Annotated in this window: 14 protein-coding genes; 4 read left to right on the top strand and 10 right to left on the bottom strand. The window is 44.0% G+C overall.

Annotated elements, in window-relative coordinates; genetic code table 11:
- Nucleotides 1-90: 90 nt before the first annotated feature.
- Both H6S82_RS02630 and H6S82_RS02625 read right to left on the bottom strand, forming a co-directional pair.
- Nucleotides 91-870, bottom strand: coding sequence for an RDD family protein (locus H6S82_RS02630; protein ID WP_190464135.1), 780 nt, complete (start codon nucleotides 868-870; stop codon nucleotides 91-93).
- A 93-nt stretch (nucleotides 871-963) separates the two neighbouring features.
- Nucleotides 964-1,845, bottom strand: coding sequence for a DUF975 domain-containing protein (locus H6S82_RS02625; protein WP_190464134.1), 882 nt, complete (start codon nucleotides 1,843-1,845; stop codon nucleotides 964-966).
- Between the two features lie 75 nt (nucleotides 1,846-1,920).
- Between H6S82_RS02625 and H6S82_RS02620 the strand changes: the two genes are divergently transcribed.
- The gene (locus H6S82_RS02620; RefSeq protein ID WP_190464133.1) at nucleotides 1,921-2,877 is read left to right on the top strand and encodes a stage II sporulation protein M; all 957 of its coding nucleotides are present in this window, start codon (nucleotides 1,921-1,923) and stop codon (nucleotides 2,875-2,877) included.
- Here the strand turns inward: H6S82_RS02620 and H6S82_RS02615 are convergent.
- The 6 genes from H6S82_RS02615 to H6S82_RS02590 form a co-directional block, all read right to left on the bottom strand.
- A complete protein-coding gene (locus tag H6S82_RS02615) occupies nucleotides 2,874-3,746 on the bottom strand; it encodes a DUF975 domain-containing protein (protein WP_190464132.1) in 873 nt (290 codons plus the stop codon). The genes H6S82_RS02620 and H6S82_RS02615 overlap by 4 nt on opposite strands.
- A 16-nt stretch (nucleotides 3,747-3,762) precedes the next feature.
- Nucleotides 3,763-5,088 (bottom strand): DUF58 domain-containing protein, encoded by a 1,326-nt coding sequence (locus tag H6S82_RS02610; protein WP_190464131.1) that lies wholly within the window; start codon nucleotides 5,086-5,088, stop codon nucleotides 3,763-3,765.
- 112 nt (nucleotides 5,089-5,200) lie between these two features.
- Nucleotides 5,201-6,211: an ABC transporter permease gene (locus H6S82_RS02605; RefSeq protein WP_190464130.1), complete on the bottom strand. Its 1,011-nt coding sequence runs from the start codon at nucleotides 6,209-6,211 to the stop codon at nucleotides 5,201-5,203.
- 21 nt (nucleotides 6,212-6,232) lie between these two features.
- Nucleotides 6,233-7,897, bottom strand: a complete 1,665-nt coding sequence (locus tag H6S82_RS02600) for a transposase (protein ID WP_322111886.1) — start codon at nucleotides 7,895-7,897, stop codon at nucleotides 6,233-6,235.
- Between the two features lie 52 nt (nucleotides 7,898-7,949).
- A complete protein-coding gene (locus tag H6S82_RS02595; RefSeq protein WP_190464128.1) occupies nucleotides 7,950-9,599 on the bottom strand; it encodes an ABC transporter substrate-binding protein in 1,650 nt (549 codons plus the stop codon).
- Between the two features lie 24 nt (nucleotides 9,600-9,623).
- Nucleotides 9,624-10,544 carry a hypothetical protein gene (locus H6S82_RS02590; protein WP_191056009.1) on the bottom strand — a complete coding sequence of 307 codons (921 nt, stop codon included), beginning with the start codon at nucleotides 10,542-10,544 and terminating at the stop codon, nucleotides 9,624-9,626.
- A gap of 269 nt (nucleotides 10,545-10,813) precedes the next feature.
- Here H6S82_RS02590 and H6S82_RS02585 point away from each other — a divergent pair, with 269 nt between their 5' ends.
- The 3 genes from H6S82_RS02585 to H6S82_RS02575 are packed head-to-tail and all read left to right on the top strand — an operon-like array spanning nucleotide 10,814 to nucleotide 14,010.
- Complete coding sequence (locus H6S82_RS02585; RefSeq protein ID WP_190464126.1) at nucleotides 10,814-11,203, top strand: response regulator; 390 nt, start codon at nucleotides 10,814-10,816, stop codon at nucleotides 11,201-11,203.
- Complete coding sequence (locus H6S82_RS02580; RefSeq protein WP_190464125.1) at nucleotides 11,187-11,837, top strand: chemotaxis protein CheC; 651 nt, start codon at nucleotides 11,187-11,189, stop codon at nucleotides 11,835-11,837. Before H6S82_RS02585 ends, H6S82_RS02580 begins: the two co-directional genes overlap by 17 nt.
- A complete protein-coding gene (locus H6S82_RS02575) occupies nucleotides 11,791-14,010 on the top strand; it encodes a diguanylate cyclase (protein WP_190464124.1) in 2,220 nt (739 codons plus the stop codon). The genes H6S82_RS02580 and H6S82_RS02575 overlap by 47 nt, the downstream gene beginning before the upstream one ends.
- A gap of 75 nt (nucleotides 14,011-14,085) precedes the next feature.
- Here H6S82_RS02575 and H6S82_RS02570 read toward each other — a convergent pair whose 3' ends face one another.
- Entirely contained in the window at nucleotides 14,086-16,821 is a 2,736-nt protein-coding gene (locus H6S82_RS02570; protein ID WP_190464123.1) for an HAD-IC family P-type ATPase, read from the bottom strand.
- Between the two features lie 291 nt (nucleotides 16,822-17,112).
- On the bottom strand, nucleotides 17,113-17,620 hold a 508-nt coding region (locus tag H6S82_RS02565), incomplete at its 5' end, for a Na(+)/H(+) antiporter subunit B (protein WP_191056007.1).

Here is a 17,620-nt window from a genome sequence, read left to right as displayed (position 1 = left end):
GCAATGCCCACCTGACTTAAAAGCCCCAATTAATCATTTTAATGTTCCTACCATATTTAGGATATAAATTTTCATCGGCAAGGTATAACTTTAATAAGTAGATGATTGCTGCTGGTATGCGAGATACACCGCTTCTAAAAATAAATCTGCGGTCAATCCTTCCGGCAAATTTTCTAACTCAATTACGTTTCTAACTTGACGAGCAATTTGTAAGCTCAAATCCGCGCTTGCGTTGGCTGTCATCGCGCTACGCCGCTGCAAATATTCGCGAATCATGGCAAAGTCATCCGGTAGTAAATTGGAGATATTTGCCATTTGAGGTAGTTCTTTTGAAAGCTGTTTGGCTTGTTCGGAGATGGGGAAGTTTATTGTGGCGACCAGATATTCTTCTTGAATGACGAGCGTTCCGGCTACCATGTCTCCCAGTCGCTTTTCTCGTTTTCCCAAAATGATTAAAAATGCTCCTATAAATAAGGTATCATCTATCGATCGCAGTAACGCTCTCAATGTAGCTTGTTGGATGCCTACTCGACGACCGTCGTCGCGAATTACGCGAATTTTGGCGTAGCGTTTTCCGGGTGTTTGTCCTTGCCAAAATACCTCAAAAAATACGAAGTAACCTACGTAAATAAGGAAATTGAGCAGGAATGCGATCGCAAACAGCCAGATTCCCAGTTTCTCTATATTTTTGAACGCTTCTACCAGCTGTATGGAAAATGCAATCCAGGTAATCCAGAACAAAAACAAGGTTAAGAATAAGACAATATAGTCAAGCAAGAGAGCAAAAGCGCGATTGCCAATTCCCGCTAAAGTGAATTCCAGTTCTACACTTTCTGGTGTTTGGAGTGTGATTCGATTAAAAAAGCGCATGACTTATAGAAAGTTTGGAGTTTTGAGTTTTGAGTTTTAAGTTATTAGGCAAGTTTAAATTATTTCCAATGACTTAAAACTCGCTCAATAAATTTACATTTCAACATTGCGATCGCGTATTTGCAAATCCATCCCCTCGCGACGACTCCGCAGATCGTAGTATATCACAGCTTTGATGGTTTGCCAGAAGGGGATTGTCAATGCTCCAGCAACTATCAATAGAACTATAAATGCCAAGATTGAACCGATTAATACTAAGCCTGCTTCAGGAGATGCAGATGCACTGCTGCTTTGGACTCCAAGAAAAATCAAAGAACCGAGCGCAAAAAACAGAGGAATTGCCGCAATAAGTGCGATTGGCGCGGTAATTAGATAGGCTACAAGTAGTATTAATTGAATTCTGAGCCCCGAACCTTTAGTTAACTCCCAGCTACGGCTAACTGTTCCCGTCGCATCGACATTACTTTCTACTGCAAGCGGCAATTCCGGAATCAAAAAGCGAGCTTGGAACCAAAGTTGTACAGCCCAACTAACCAAATTAACCACAAGTTGTACCAAAGTAAAAATAGGGCTTCCTACTGTACTATCCCTAGAACTAGCAAAAATTAGTGTGGCGGGGATAAAAATTATAATGGTTGACACTAAGGATATCCCCATATTGACACCAAAAATTATCAGCCCGACTAAAATTCCTGCCAGTAAAAAGCTCCACATCTTGGGAGTGACACGATCTTCAGCACTGGATGCGCTTTCTGGTTTATCGATTAATTCGCAAAATGCCAGACGTGAAATCTGAGCGTTGATCGTAGCAGCTTTCGCCCAACCATAGATAGGAATAATCGACCACAATATAGATTTGAAAGCAAGACCGACATATAACTTAAGATGAGAGCGGTACAGCACGAGTGCGCTGCTGACCACATTCCCAACACTCAGAGGGCGGATCGGATCTGGAGGGTTAAAGTTTGATGACATGGATTTTCCTGTGCTTTCAGACTATGGTTTTGACGCTATCTTAAGTTACGCTGGGCATAGTCTTGGGGAAATTTTATGAATATTCAACGATGGATCGCACGACGGGAACCTGACTGGAAGCGTCTCGATGCCTTGTTGAAAAAAGTGGAGAAAAAAGGATTAAAGTCGTTACAAGCGGTGCAAATCAAGGAATTAGCCAGTTTATACCGCTCTGTATCGGCGGATTTGGCGCGATCGCGTACCCACCAAGTCGGCAATACCCTAGTACAAGATTTGCAAATTCTCACATCCAGGGCATACAACCTAATTTACCAGGGTTCGCGACGGCAAGAATGGCAGGCACTGGTGGAATTCTATCGATGGGGTTTCCCCGCCACAGTGCAGCAAACATCCGGTTACATCGCCGCTGCTACTGCTCTCTTTCTGCTGGGTGGGTTAATTGCCTGGTGGTTTACCTGGCAAGATCCGGTGTTTCTTTCCATTATGATACCGGAAAGAATGATTACTATGGTACGAGACGAACATAAATTATGGATGGGTTCAATTGTGGGAGTTGAACCTTTAGCTTCTAGCAGTATTATGATTAACAATATCCAAGTATCTTTTGCAGCTGTTGCTGGCGGAATTACAGCGGGTGCATTCACTGTTTATATTTTATTCATTAATGGATTGCATATCGGTGCTGTTGCTACTCTAGTTGGACAAAATAATTTGGCTTATCCTTTTTGGGCGTTTGTATTTCCCCACGGTTCTTTAGAATTACCTGCTATATTTTTGGCTGGCGGTGCAGGTTTACTGATTGGCAGAGCTATTTTATTTCCGGGTAAATTTAAGCGTGGCGATGCGCTCAAATTCTATGGCGGACAAGCAGCGCAGCTAGTATTCGGTATTATACCGATGTTGATTGTTGCTGGTACAATTGAGGGTTTTTTCTCTCCCAGTCCTCTCGTTGCAGAACCGTTTAAATACGTTGTCGGTATCGGTCTTTTTGCGCTGTTGGTAATTTATTGCAACCGCAAGCGAGCGAATTAATCTGAATCCTTTAATCCCAAACCCAAACCTTCTCGACGATTGCGAATGTCGTAATACAAAACTGCTTTAATGGCTTGCCAAAATGGCATAATTATGGCATTAGTTAGTAACAGAAATCCAATCGCAATACCAGTTTCTAAAAAGGAGTTATTGTATTTAAAATAATTGAACGACCAATCGAAAAATTCAATAATAATTTGGTCAATTATTTGGATTGGCAAAGTGATTAAGAATGCGATCGCCAGGAGCCATTGCACGCTAAATTCAAACCCATTCGTGAGATTCCAAGTGCGACTGAGCGCTTTACAGGGGCTCATATTATCTTCGATTGCCAAGGGCAAGTCAACAATAAAAAAACGCGAATATATTATCCCAATCAGCAATAAAAAAATAAACAAAATAGCAAATGTAACCAATAATACGGTGATAATTGCCACAAAAGCTAAGCTTTTATTAAGCTTATCGAGAACAGATGGTTCTAATAATCTGCTACTTGCTTGCAGAAAAATTACCAATATCAAAACAGTTAATAAAAATAAGCAAAAAGTCACAGAAATTACGATCGTTACAAGCAAAAAGTTGGCAAACAAAAAGTTTCCCAATCGTTGATTTATTTTTTGTTTACCCAAGAGAGACTTTTCTGCTGTTTCGCCAATTAATTCACCGAACGCCAAGCGCGATATCAGCGCTGAAAGAGCTAAAAATTTAGCCCAGCCATAAACAGGAATGATTAACCAAATATGAGCTATTAAAGATAAACTGAAGTAAGACTTTAGTTTGTTGAGATAGATTTGGAGAGCAATAGTGATGATATCACCAACGCTAAGCAAACGCAGATAATTTTGATGGTTCAGACGGGTATATTTCATAAGTGCTGAAAGCTAATTAAAGCTGATTTCGCGCTTTCAGTTGCAGATATCGGTCTACCAATCGATCGCTAATTTTATCTGCTGGCGCATCGAGTACCAAAACGCCTTTTTGTTTCAACTGTGCAAAGGCAACCTGACGCTGGGATAATAAATCTAAGGCGACAGCACGGCTGTAAGCACCTTCGACATTGGCGCTGGAAGTGTGCGCCAACTTGTCAACTTGGGGGTCGCGCAAGGTAACGCAAAAGGGTAAATAGCGGGGTGTCAGGCGTCCCAATGCACCCAGAAGTTCTGCTGAGGCGGTGGTATCGACGATATCTGTAATTAGGACAACTAATGCGCGACGAGTTTGTCGATTCACCAATTTTGTGACAGCGCCAACGTAGTCGGGTTCCAGAAGTACTGGTTGAATTGGTGTGAGTCGATCGACTAACTTAGATAATTGATGTTGACCGCGTTCTGGGGGTATCCAGGTGGTCACTTCGCGATCGAACACACCCACACCCACTTTATCTCCTCTATTCAAACCAGCTAACGCCAAGGATAGGGTAGCGTTCAATCCCCAATCAAACCGTTTTAAACCCTGCACTCTCGCCGTCATCAAACGTCCGCGATCGAGTAAAATAATCAAAGTTTGCTCTTGTTCCGGTTCTAGGACGCGCACTTGTAGGGATGCTGCTGGTGTGGCTCCCAATCTGCGGGCTGTCGCTTTCCAATCCACAAAGCGCGGGTCGTCACCCATCCGATATTCTCGCAATTCCGCAAATTCCGTACCAATTCCCATCCGTCTCGCTTGGCGCATCGTACCTGTGTTTTGTAGAGTCAGGCGAATGGACAATTGTCGCAATCCGATTAAATCCGGATAAACGGCGACTTTGGTACTTTGGGGAATCTTCCAATCATCCCAAGCTAATCCCAAAACACCGAGTTGTCGAACTTGAATATCTCCCCAAGAATACTCGCCTCGGTGTGTCGGATGAACTGTGTAGGTCAGTTCCTGACTGCTGTTTCTGGGTAAGGATATTTGCAGCAATGGGGTGGAAACGCCAAATTCGATCGGGTAATAGTCGCGAATTATCAGTTTTGCTGGTCGCTTCCCCGTTTTTACTGATAGCGCAATTGGGTTATCCCGTCCGATCGATAATCGTCCCAGTGGATGACGGGTGATTTCCACGCGCCTTGTCCAGGTCGAAACTGCATCGACGATCGTCAATCCCAGTACAATGACATCAAATAGTAGCGTTCCCAGAATACCAGTTGACACGCTGTAAACTGAGGAGAGGAATAAGGCGATCGCTATTCCCAAGATTAATAATAAATAGACTCGTCCTGAAGGAATCATATTTTAAGGGGCGAGGGCGTCGAAATTGGCAAATTGTTCGGTTTTGAGTTCAGAAATTGCGATGAATACCTTCCATAATACCCTTATATATCTCTCTCTGCTTGCCTTTCGCTCATTCGTACTCGATTCTGGGATCGAAAAAGACATAGGAGAGATCGACTAACAGGTTGATTAGCACAAATGCGATCGAAACGAAGACTACTCCACCTTGAACAACTGGATAGTCTCGCGCTAAAATTCCTTCGTATATCCAGAAGCCGATTCCCGGCCAGGAGAAAATGGTTTCGGTGAGGATTGCACCGCCGAGAAGGGAACCGAATTGCAATCCAATTGTTGTAGCGATCGGCAAAAAGGCATTTTTGAGTGCGTGTTGCCAAATGACTGAATGTTGGGGAACGCCTTTTGCTCGCGCTGTGCGAATATAATCTTGAGATAAAGTTTCCAGCATGGCGCTGCGGGTAATCCTGGCGATGATGGCTAGGGGTATTGTACCTAAAGTTAGTGCCGGTAAAATTAGATGCGATAACACGTCTTTCAACAAGATTATGTCTAATTTGAGCAAGCTATCCAGCACGTAAAAACCTGTGATGGGTTGGAAGTTGAACGTGGCGGCGACGCTAATCCTGCCGCTGGGTGGAAGTATTTGCAGGTTGACGGCAAATAGGTAAATTAATAACAAGCCTAACCAGTATACTGGCAGCGAAACGCCAATCAAAGAACCGCTCATTAATAAATTGTCTAACCAGCTATGCTTGCGAACTGCGGCGAAAATTCCGGCGGGAATTCCCAGAATAAGCGCTACCAACATGGCGGCTAAAGATAATTCAAATGTGGCAGGCCAACGATTTCGGATTTCGTCGGCGATGGGAATGCCGCTGATAATACTTGTGCCGAAGTCGAAGCTAATTAGCTTGAGGAGAAAGACGAAATATTGTATCGGTAAAGGTCGATCTAAACCTAATTGTTCTCTGAGTGCTGCCACCTGTTCCGGTGTGGCCCGTTCTCCCGATAATATTGTGGCTGGATCGCCCGGTATGAGTTGCAGCAAGGCAAATACTAATAGGGTGATTCCTAATAATACTGGTAGCAAGCCCAGGATGCGTTTGGCAATATATTTACCCATGTTTTTTACCGTACAGATATTTCAAGCCCGGACATCAGGAGTAGAAGTCGGACATAGCGATACTGAATCGGTAAAACCGTCCAGTCCGGCGATATCTCGCAATGCTTTGAGGAATATCCCCAAAGCGCCATTGTAGTCTCTAGGTATTTTATGTCCACAGTGAGGACACTTAAACACTTTAGAACCACCTAGTTTAGGGTGGACATGACCACATTTAGTACAAGTTTTAGAAGTATACTCTTCTGTTACATCAACGACGTGACAGCCACGTTTCAAAGCGTGGAATTTTAGAACTTGCTTAAACCTGTAGTGCGCCCATCCTAGCATTTGTCTAACTGTTTTCGTGTTAATCTTCCGTTTCTTATTCCTATTCTTGGCAACCATTTGGGATGTCTCAAAAGTAGGTAGGAATATTAACCGATATTCAGTTGTTAACCAAGCAGCAGTTTTTCTGTGAACTTCGTCAACCAAATTCCGGACGCGATTAAATATTCTATCAATTTTACGTTGTAGTTTTTGACGTTGATGTTTATTTCGGCGTCCCTTTAATTTTGATTTCCTTGAGATTAATTTATCAACGTGATTGCATAGCCTGTAAATCCTCCTGATATCATTATTACCAATCTCTACAAATTTTGCGCCATCAAATCCCGTCATAAATGTACGGACGCCTGGATCTAATGCGATGATTTTCTGACTATCAGATAACTCAGGTATAAACTCAACCGGAAATATAGCAAACCAGCGTTTTTTGTCATAAACTAATTGAGTTTCACTCTCCCAACTTTGCTTACGGCATCTAATGATGTAGCTACCATCTTTTTGTTTAACCTGGTACTCAACATCCTTAGCAGGCAATGGTTCTGCCGATTTGAAACTTAAGTCCTTAGTTAAGCTTGGGAACCATGTCCCATTTTTATAATCCTCTTGTCTAAACCTAATTGATTTAATCCTATCTCTAATCGATCTAAATCTTCCTGCCTCATGTTGCTTTGTCCCCTTCTTACGGGATTTATCATAAGCTTCTTTGGCATCATAAACAGCTTGTACTCTAAACGAGTATGGTGTTTGACTTACCCATTCTGGTACATACGCCAGTATTATTTTGCGTAAGTCAAACTTGCCGATAGACCCATTTTTTCGTTGATACTCAATCGCCTGGTTATAGCAGTACCTACTCGCTGCCAGCCATATTTTCCAAGTTTGATGGAGAGTCTGGTCTGGGTAAAGTCGAATCTTGAGAGATTTCAGACTTGTACTTTCTGAATCCGTACAATCTTGCTGAGAAGCTGTGGAGGATTGCAAGGATGTCTTCAACCAATTCTCGTTCGGGAGATAGTTTAACTTTGTTGAGTACCACGATTTCGCAAGAGTGTTTGGCACATATCCAAGCAAACAAATCGAAGCCAAATCGGAAGAGTCTGTCTTTATATGCGACCACAATACATTGGACATTTCCTGACATAACCCGTTCCAATAAGGCAAGCATTTTCTTTCTTTTGTAGTTAAGTCCTCCTCCCACTTCTGCGATAAGCTCTGCGCCAGGGTATTGAGATTTGAGATATTCACATTGACGCTGCAAATCTTCCCTTTGCTTGGGCGACGAGACACAGGCATAAAGGATGGTAGCCCTAGTCCCGGCAGACTTAGCTGTAAAGCTTGAAACGTCGTATCTCCTTTGTCCACCGGATGTCCACGATCGCAAAAGTTTGAGGCAATCTAGCATACACCAAATATATCAATTTTTGGTAATAGTCTCAAAAGACTCAGAACCCAAAGGACTGGGAACCCAACCTTGAATATTTTTGCGTCTGGCTAAAAGCGGCTGAGAATGGACGATCGGCAAACGTACTGCCTCCTGATGCAAAATTTCATCGACCTCGGCATAGATTTTCCCTCTAGCGGTACGATCGACTGTGGCTCTAGCTTTGTTTAAAAGTTGGACAACGCGATCGTTATTCCAATTACCCAAGTCTGTAGTCGCTCCCGGCCCAAAGTGGGGATAGTAGAAACTATCGGGGTCGCTGTAATCGGCAGTCCAGCCGAGCATAAAAGCTTGAAAGCCAGGTGCTTTGCGACGATCTTCCAAGTAAGCTGCCCAATCTTTAGTATTGAGTTTAACGCGGATGCCGATCGCATTCAAGTCGGCGGCGAAAGCTTCCCCAATCGGTTTGGGAGTCGGGAAATAAGGACGGGAAACGGGCATATACCAAAGTTCGAGATCGAAACCATTGGGATAGCCAGCTTGAGCTAGCAATTGCTTGGCTGCTTGGGGGTTAAATTTGTAGTCGGTAATTTTGGTTGATTGCGCCCACTTTAAAGATGGCGCGGTGAAGTGAGGGTCGCTTGTACCCAGGTTACCCCAAAAAGCTGGCACGATTTGCGCTTTATTGATGGCAGATGCGATCGCTTGCCTTACCCTGACATCCGCCAGTGGTTTGTAACTGGGATTGAGTGCTAGATAACCGACATTAAAAGAAGGGCGGGGAACGGCGACTAAGTTGGCATCTTTTGCGATTTCTTTGCTTTGGTCTGGCGCTAAATCGACAGTAAAATCGATTTGTCCGGCTCTGAGTTGGGCTAATCTAGCTGCGGGGTCGCCGATAAACCGAATGACTACTTGATTGACTTTGGGAAAACCTTTTTGCCAGTAGTTGGGATTTTTCTGTAAGATGATGCGATCGCCCGTGCGCCATTCCTTAAAAATAAACGGCCCGGTTCCCACGGCTAACCCACTGGGAGTGCCGTAACTGGCACCGGCTTTTTTAACGGCGGTGGGACTGGCAATGCCGAAGTAGCCGGAACCAATGGCAGCAGGAAAAACAGCGAAAGGTTGTTTGAGCTTAAACTGAATCGTAGAGTTATCGACAACTGCGATATCTTGCAGCAGCGAGTTAGGTTCTCCCTTAAAACCGCCAAAAAGTTGTTGCCAAATTTCATAAGATTTACCGGCATTGCGATAACCGTTGGGGTGTTTGGCGTCCCACCAACGTTCCACATTAAATTTCACCGCTGCGGCATTAAAATCGGTGCCGTCGTGAAACTTAACTCCCGATCGCAGCTTAAAAGTCCAAACTTTGCCATCTCCAGAAACAGACCAAGAAGTAGCTAGGTCGGGTTGCAGTTCGCTAGATCCCGGTTTAGCTTCCAGCAAGCGATCGTAGATTTGGTAATGCACGACGATCGAATTGCCGTCGGTGATATTCCCAGGTTCCAAGTTGACAGGTTGTCCGCCGGAACCGTAAACCAAGACTCCCGGTTGAGTTGCCGTTGGGGTGCTGGTATTTTGCGTGCGGTTATCAGTTACAGGTTTACCACAGCTGTAAAGGATGGTGGCAAAGGCACAAGCTGCTGCCAAAAGGGGGATGCGCCATTTGCTGTCGTTCATCTTTTTCATTAACTCAAACAGCGACTATTCAACGTTTACCCAAAAATCAGTCGTGACAATTTTGCCATTGCGCTGAAACTGACCCCAAAGTTTATATTTTCCCGCTTCGGGAAAGGCGGTCATAAAATGAACTTCTCCGGGGGAGTTATGTTTCATAGCGTGCGCGTGAATGTAGTCTGATTTTGTCAAGTTCGACGATTGTTTTACTATAACTAAATGTCCTCTTTCTCCCAAATAAGGTTGCAAATCAGTAATTGGTTGGCTGGAGTTATTCCTGAGATTGAATATTACGTGTACTGCCTGACCTGCTTTTAGTTTTGGTTCGGAAAAGGTGATATTCACCTTTGTATCGCCAAAACTCTTTGCCGTATTAAAATCAATTGGCGGTGCAGATTGGCTGACTCCGGGTACAGTTTCTTTCAGGAGGGAAACTTGTTCTTTTTGCCCAGATGGTTTATAATCCGCAAACAAAGTATAATTTCCCGGTCGCGGGAATTTCGCTTCTACTTCAAAGCGTCCATTTTGCTTATAAATGGGATGGAGGTGATCGAAATGCTGAAGGTCGTCGCTGACAATAATCAGGTGCATGACTTTTTCCTGAAAGGTGTCAAACTTAGTAACTGCCTTACCATTTACATCTTGAATATTTATGCTTAAAACAACAGGTTTATTAGATTGAATATTTTTGCGATCGCTCAACAGTGCTTTAGTTTGCGGTGCATTTCCCTTATCGGCATCTGTGTGATGATGTGCGCGATCTTCCATCGAATGTCCTGCATGAGGATCTGATGCAGCGACTGGTGTTTTTTCACCACTCATTATGTGGCCCTGATGCGGCTTTGCTGCACCTGGGTTAGATATTTCTCCAGACTTAACTGATGACGAGCAACCTTGTACGAGCAGCAGTGTAGAAAATATAGCAAAGCTTGTGAGTAATGGTTTCATAGCTGATTTTACATTTGCAAATACTTGCCGACGATCGCAGGTAAAGCGATCGTTAACTTTTTCATCGCCAATATCACAGAGTATAACAACTCAGATGTAATATTTCAGACCGAATAAGTAGGAATCCCCTAAACAAATACCCTTTGGATGACGTAAAATGAATATTTAGTATCAACCATTATGGCAAGATGCTATGGTTACTACTGTTGACCTCTGTTCTATTATTACAGAAATTTACTTAAATTAAAGAAAATTGAGGAACAAAAATAGTGGCATTGGTTTTAATCATAGAAGATGCAGCTTTGCTTCGCAAGATGCTCCAAAAGATCTTGAAACCAGAGGGCTACTCCATTTTGGAGGCGGCGAATGGACTGGAAGGTCTGGAGATGGTTCGCGTCTATAAGCCAGATTGTGTTGTGCTAGACCTTTTAATGCCCGAAATGGGGGGGCTGCAAGTTCTGAAGGTGATGCGGGAAGAAGGTTTGCAAGTGCCGACAATTGTAGTGACGGCAGATGTTCAGGAAACCACTCGTCAGGAATGCTCGCAACTGGGAGCCTTGACAGTTCTCCACAAACTACCGAAATCAGACGATCTGAGGCATTGGGTCAAAAAGGCTCTAGGGGCGACCCAGGAAGGAATGTATGAACCTAACTGTTGACCAAATAGATATTTTGCAGGAGTTAGTCAATATTGGCGTGGGTCGAGCTGCTGGCGTACTCAATGAGATGATCGGTTCCCCGATCTGCCTGCGAATCCCTTACATCAAGCTGCTTTCTCCTCCTGAGTTGCGTCCGGAGCTGAAAAAGAGATTCAATGGAGATCTACTTTCCACGGTACGCTTGAACTTCAGCGGCGCATTTAGTGGCACTGCCGAGCTGATTTTTCCGACCGAAAGTGCATCTACCCTCGTAGAGGTTCTCACAGATGAGGTTGTGGGTACTCCCGATCTCGATTCTGTCAAAATAGGAACCTTGCTGGAAGTGGGCAATATAGTTCTCAACGGTGTCATGGGTTCCCTAAGTAACATGTTAGCGCAACATCTAGAATACTCGCTACCCACTTACGTAGAAGGTATGGTTGACAGGTTGCTTATGTCTAAGGAACTTGATGCCAATGCCAGCGTTTTTTTGGCGCATACCCGTTTTACGATCGAGCAACTGCAAATTGCTGGAGATATTATTTTAATTTTTAAAGTGGGTTCCTTTGACGCCATGCTTAAAGCCATTGAGCTAGCTTTTGAGAGTGATGATGAACGAGATTCAGGCTGCCCAGAAAGATTTCGGTATTCTTGATCGGGTTCCCGAAGGGGTTTGCGTTCTCCGAGAAGATTTTAGCGTTCTTTTTTGGAACCGATGTTTGGAAGACTGGACGGGAATTTCTAGAAGCGAAATCCTCTTAAAGGATATCGGCATTTATTTTCCGCATCTGCATCAGCCTAAGTACGCCCATAGACTGATGCAGATTTTTGAAGGAGGGCCACCAACTATCTTTTCCGCACAACTTCATCAGTCGATTATTCCCGCTCAGCTACCGGATGGAAGGTGGCGTATCCAACATACGACTGTAACGGCTGTACCGGCGGGGAATTTTAGATTTCGCACTTGCTGGGATAGTGCTTCGGGATATGGTTTTCGATCGCACGATACTGGTGTGCAGTTAGATATTGTTAAACTTCGCCAAAAACCCAGTAGTTCCAATATCGAAGGTGTTGGCAAGGCTGGCAAAAATAAGAAGCGCGTTACCAAGTATAAACGGATCGGATTTGTGAAGCGCAATTCTCCCTTGTTTGGCGACACCCTTAAACAGAACGAAGAAAAGCTTGCCAAAGTTCAAAATCGCAATTCGTTTTATGCCCTTTTAGTAATAGAGGATGTGACGGATTTGACACACCGCATCCAAGATTACCGCGCTATGCGCGATCGAGCTTTGGAAGAAGTTAAAGAACGCAAAAAAATTGAAGATGCACTAATACAAAGCCAGCATTTTATTCAAAAAATTGCTGATGCTACTCCTTATCTTATCTACATTTATGATTTAGTGGAAAAGCGCTATATATATTTCAATCGCCAAGTAGATTTATTGTTGGGTTATACAGATGAAGAAATGATAAGGCGGGGCGGTCAGTTATTTGCTAATTCGATCCATCCTGACGATTTATCGCATCTCGCTGCACAGATGGAAAAGTTTGCCATTGCACAAGACGGTGACATTCTGGAAAGAGAGTATCGCATCAAACATCGATCGGGTGAATGGTTTTGGTTTCACAGCCGGGAACTGGTTTTCACGAGAACGCCTGAAGGTTTGCCCAAACAAATTCTAGGTACAGCTGAAGATATCAGCAAACGGAAATGGGCAGAAGAGGCTATGCGGTTGCAAACCGAACGAGAGCGGCTGATGGGGGTAATTACCCAGCATATCCGACAGTCTCTTAATTTGGATGAAGTTCTCAACACTGCTGTGACGGAAGTGCGGCAATTTCTTCAGACCGATCGGGCTCTGATTTTCCGCTTTCAGTGTAGCACCCATAAAAGCAGCCGTATTCTAAAAGTGGGCAATGTGACGGTAGAATCTCTAGCTCCCGATTGCACATCTATAGTAGGAAATATTATGCCTGATTGTTGCCTGAATAGCAATAGTTTTGCTTACTATCAGCAGGGGAAAATCCGCGCCATAGAAGATATTTGTAGTGCCGTTAATTTCCCTAAATGCCATATAAAACTATTAAAAAATTGGGGGGTAAAAGCAAACTTAGAGGTTCCTATTATGCAAGGAGAAAATTTATGGGGACTGTTGATGGTGCAGCAGTGTAAAGCATCCAGAGAATGGCAGCCTTTGGAAATAGAGTTGATCGAGCAACTAGCAAATCAATTAGCGATCGCTATTCAACAAGCAGAACTTTATCAACAGTTGCAAGCAGCCAACGAACAGTTACAGCGCTTAGCAAGTTCAGATGGTTTAACTCATTTAGCTAATCGGCGGAAGTTTGATGAATATTTAATGCAGCAATTGTTGATTTTAGCACGCGAAAAACAGCCTTTATCTTTAATTTTGTGCGATATCGACTCTTTTAAAACCTATAACGATACCTACGGACATCAAGCAGGAGATGAATGTTTGCGCTTGGTTGCTAAAGCTATTCAGCGGGCAGTGAAGCGCCCAGCAGATTTAGTTGCCCGCTATGGAGGAGAAGAATTTGCGGTGATTTTGCCTAACACGGATCTCAAAGGGGGATTGCGAGTGGCAAAAGAAATCCAAATTAGAGTCAAAGATTTGCAAATTCCCCATACTGCTTCATCGGTGAGCGATACGATTACTTTAAGTGCTGGACTGGCTTGTGTCATTCCCACTGCGGATGTGTCTCCAAATGAGTTGGTTGCAACTGCCGATCGCGCACTTTATCAAGCGAAAAAATGGGGACGCGATCGCATTGTGATGTACAGCGAATCCTGTCTGAGTCAAGTTTAAGAGGGGATAGGGGATAGGGGCTAGGGGCTAGGGGAAGAGGGGAAATTTTGACTTTTGACTTTTAGCTCCCCCTCATCAATTGGGAGGATCGAAACGATTAACTGAAGCAGCGATCGCAATCATCGGTAAGCTAGCACCAAAACAAATCAACCATTGATCCAGCGTCATCGGCGCAGTTTGGAATATGCCATTAATAAAGGTAGAATTAGCAAAGATAATTTGCAGGATTACCGCTACCACAATTCCCACAGCCAAAGCAGGCGCACCACTGACCTTTTCCTGAGAACCATTAAACTTAGCCATCAGAGAAGGTAACAATTGACTGATACTCAATAGATAAAAAATCCGTCCCATCACCAAAGCTTGAATTGCCATTGTCCGCGCTAATTCTATACTACCCCAATCTGCTTGGCGCACCCATTCAAACATCCCGAAAATCAAAGTCCAGTTATACAGAGAAACCGCCAAAATTCGCTTAATGCGATTCTGGGTTAGAAAAGGTTCATTCGCTGGGCGGGGTGGATTTTTCATTACACCTGCCGTTTTCGGTTCAAAAGATAGCGGCACGGTCATCGTGATAGAATTAAGCATATTCAGCCAGAGAATTTGCAGCGATAAAATCGGCATTTCTCTGCCCAATAACGTGCTAATTAAAATCGTCATCGATTCGCCACCATTGACAGGCAAAATAAAGCAAATTGCCTTCAAAAGGTTTTTGTAAACCGATCGTCCTTCTTCCACCGCCGCTGCAATGGAAGCAAAATTATTATCAGTTAGCAGCATATCGGATGCTTCCTTAGAAACCTCCGTACCGCTACCCATTGCAATACCGATATCCGCTTGTTTGAGGGCGGGCGCATCATTTACACCGTCCCCCGTCATCGCTACAATTTCGCCTTTCGCTTGCAAAGCTTCCACAATTCGCAGCTTTTGTTCTGGCGCAACGCGGGCAAACACTACGCCTTCCTCTACCGCTTCTGCAAGTTCGTTTTTCTTCATTTGGGCGAGTTGGGCACCCGTATAAGCGACAATTTTCTTGTTGCGGTTGCGGAAACCCATCCTACGGGCGATCGCTTGAGCGGTAGTTATGTGATCTCCTGTAATCATTTTTACTTGAATACCAGCACCTTGGCAGGCGTGAACCGCTGCGATCGCTTCTTTTCTCGGCGGATCGATCATCCCCTGCAAACCCAAGAAAATCAGCCCTTCCTCCAGATCGGTATGATTTACCGTCTTTTGCTCATTCGGTACATTTTTCTTCGCAAAAGTTAGCACCCGCAAACCTTGCTTCGCCAAAGTTTCCACCGCTTTTTCGATCGGTGCTAAATTTAACTCAATAACATTACCTTTCCCATCCACCATTTTCTGGCAACGTTTGAGAATTGCCTCCGCCGACCCCTTGACATAAATAGTTTTCTCTCCGCGAGTTTCATGCAGAGTTGCCATATATTGAAAATCGGATTCAAACGGAATTGAATCTAATCTGGGATGCAATCTTTCCACCGCTTGCTGAAGCAATCCTGCTTTGCCACCAGCCGCGATTAACGCGCCTTCTGTCGGATCGCCAATTACTACAAAATTGCCATTTTTCTGTTCTAAATGAGAATCATTGCACAACAAACCTGCCAACAAACATTCTTGTAAAACAGGATAAACTTTAACATCAATTGGCTGTTGATTTTGCAGTATTTCCCCTTTAAAATTGTAGCCAGTACCGCTAACCGTATATCCAGCACTACCTGCATAAATTGCTTGCACTGTCATCTGATTTTCGGTTAAAGTTCCCGTTTTATCGGAACAGATAACAGTGGCGCTACCGAGGGTTTCTACTGCTGGCAATTTGCGAATAATCGCGTGACGGCGTGCCATTCTCGCCACGCCAACTGCTAAAGTGACTGTAATTACTGCTGGCAAACCTTCGGGAATTGCACCCACAATTAAAGCAACTGCTGGTTCTACTGCTTCTTTAAAGTTTCTCTGTCCTAAACCCACTGCAAAGGTAAGAGTCGCCATGAATAAAACAAAGTACAACCAATTCTGGCTAAATTGATTGAATTTCCGCGTTAGAGGAGTGGTGAGGTCTACTCTTTGTTCGATTAATTGAGAAATTTTACCTGTTTCGGTATTATTGCCAGTGGCGATTACAATACCGCTACCTTGTCCGAAGGTAACGAAACCTCCCGCATAAGCCATATTGCTACGTTCAGCGAGGGGTGTTTCTGGCGGTAAAACAACTGTTCCTTCTACTTCTTCGTATTTTTCTACTGCTACAGATTCGCCAGTAAGTGCCGATTCATCGATTTGCAAATCGCGGACTTTGATGAGGCGCAAATCGGCTGGTACTTTGTCGCCAGAGGTGAGTAAAACTATGTCACCGGGAACCAATTCTTCCGAGGAAATCTTTAATTTTTTGCCATCGCGAATCACGGTAGCTTCTGTGCGGACGGCGGAAGCTAAAGCTGCGATCGCATTTTCCGCTTGCGCTTCCTGAGTAAAACTAATTATTGCGTTGGTAGTAGTTACCCCCCAAATTACCCCAGCGTTGATCCATTCTCCCAGTATCGCCTTGATTGCGCCCGCACATACTAAGATAATCAGTAGTGGCTGGTTAAATTGCAGTATAAACTTTAACCAAGCTGGTTTTCCTTCCTTGACAGTGAGTTGATTTAGGCCAAACTCTCGCTGTCTTTCCGCTATTTCACTCGCTAATAAACCGTTTTCTAAGTCAGTTTCCAGGATAATTGCAACTTTATCTTCTGGTAGATTATGCCATTGGTGTTCTTGTAATTCCTTGGTAGCTGTTAATGTCATATTGCTCCGCCAAAACATTAATCTTATTTTGGGAGGTAGCTTTAAAAGTTTGATGAAAACTTGATGAGAAAATTCTCACCCAGTCATACCAAATACCTTGACATCAGGGCGTTTTCTTCTCTTTCTCTTCTCTGGAGCGTTTTCTGCACCTAAAGCGGTATGCGCTAACGCACACGCTACGCGAACGTTAAAACAGGGGTATAGCTTGTAGGTTAGATTTCCCTCTGTTAAATCCAACCTACAAATGGATGAAAAAAATTTATGCTCCTAAGTATCGAATCACTTCATTTCTCACAACAATCCTCGATAGCGAATAAAAATCAAAACTACCGCCCAAGACCCCAAAGCCACTTTGATTGCTACTAAGATATTGAGTATAGGAATGACTCCCCCGCTGACAAGTAAGCCCAACTGTCCGTAGGGTAATTCATATCCAGCCAAAGTCAGCACTGACAAGATGATAAAAATCAGCACCGAAAGTTTCTCGGAAGTAGCAGCGAAGCAGCGTTTGTAAATAGCCTGCATCCTTTCCGGTGATGAGGTAATTGCGATTAGACCGATCGCAGTTCCACCCGCCACACCCGCCGCAAAACCACCGCCCGGACTGAGATGTCCCCGAATTGCCAGTTCGATACTAACCAAAGCGGAAATAGTTGCGCCCACACGCGCTAGTACAATTGAGGGTCGATCGGTAAACTGATAGATTTTGCTGGTGGGCTTTTCATTAGCTAGCAGAAAATTAGCCCCCATGATGGCGATCGTAAATACCACCACTTCAAAGATTGTGTCATACAGCCGA

The organism is Planktothrix sp. FACHB-1355, from assembly GCF_014748295.1.
Taxonomy (GTDB): Bacteria; Cyanobacteriota; Cyanobacteriia; order Cyanobacteriales; family Aerosakkonemataceae; genus Aerosakkonema; species Aerosakkonema funiforme_A.
This window is presented reverse-complemented; position numbering and strand designations above follow the sequence as displayed.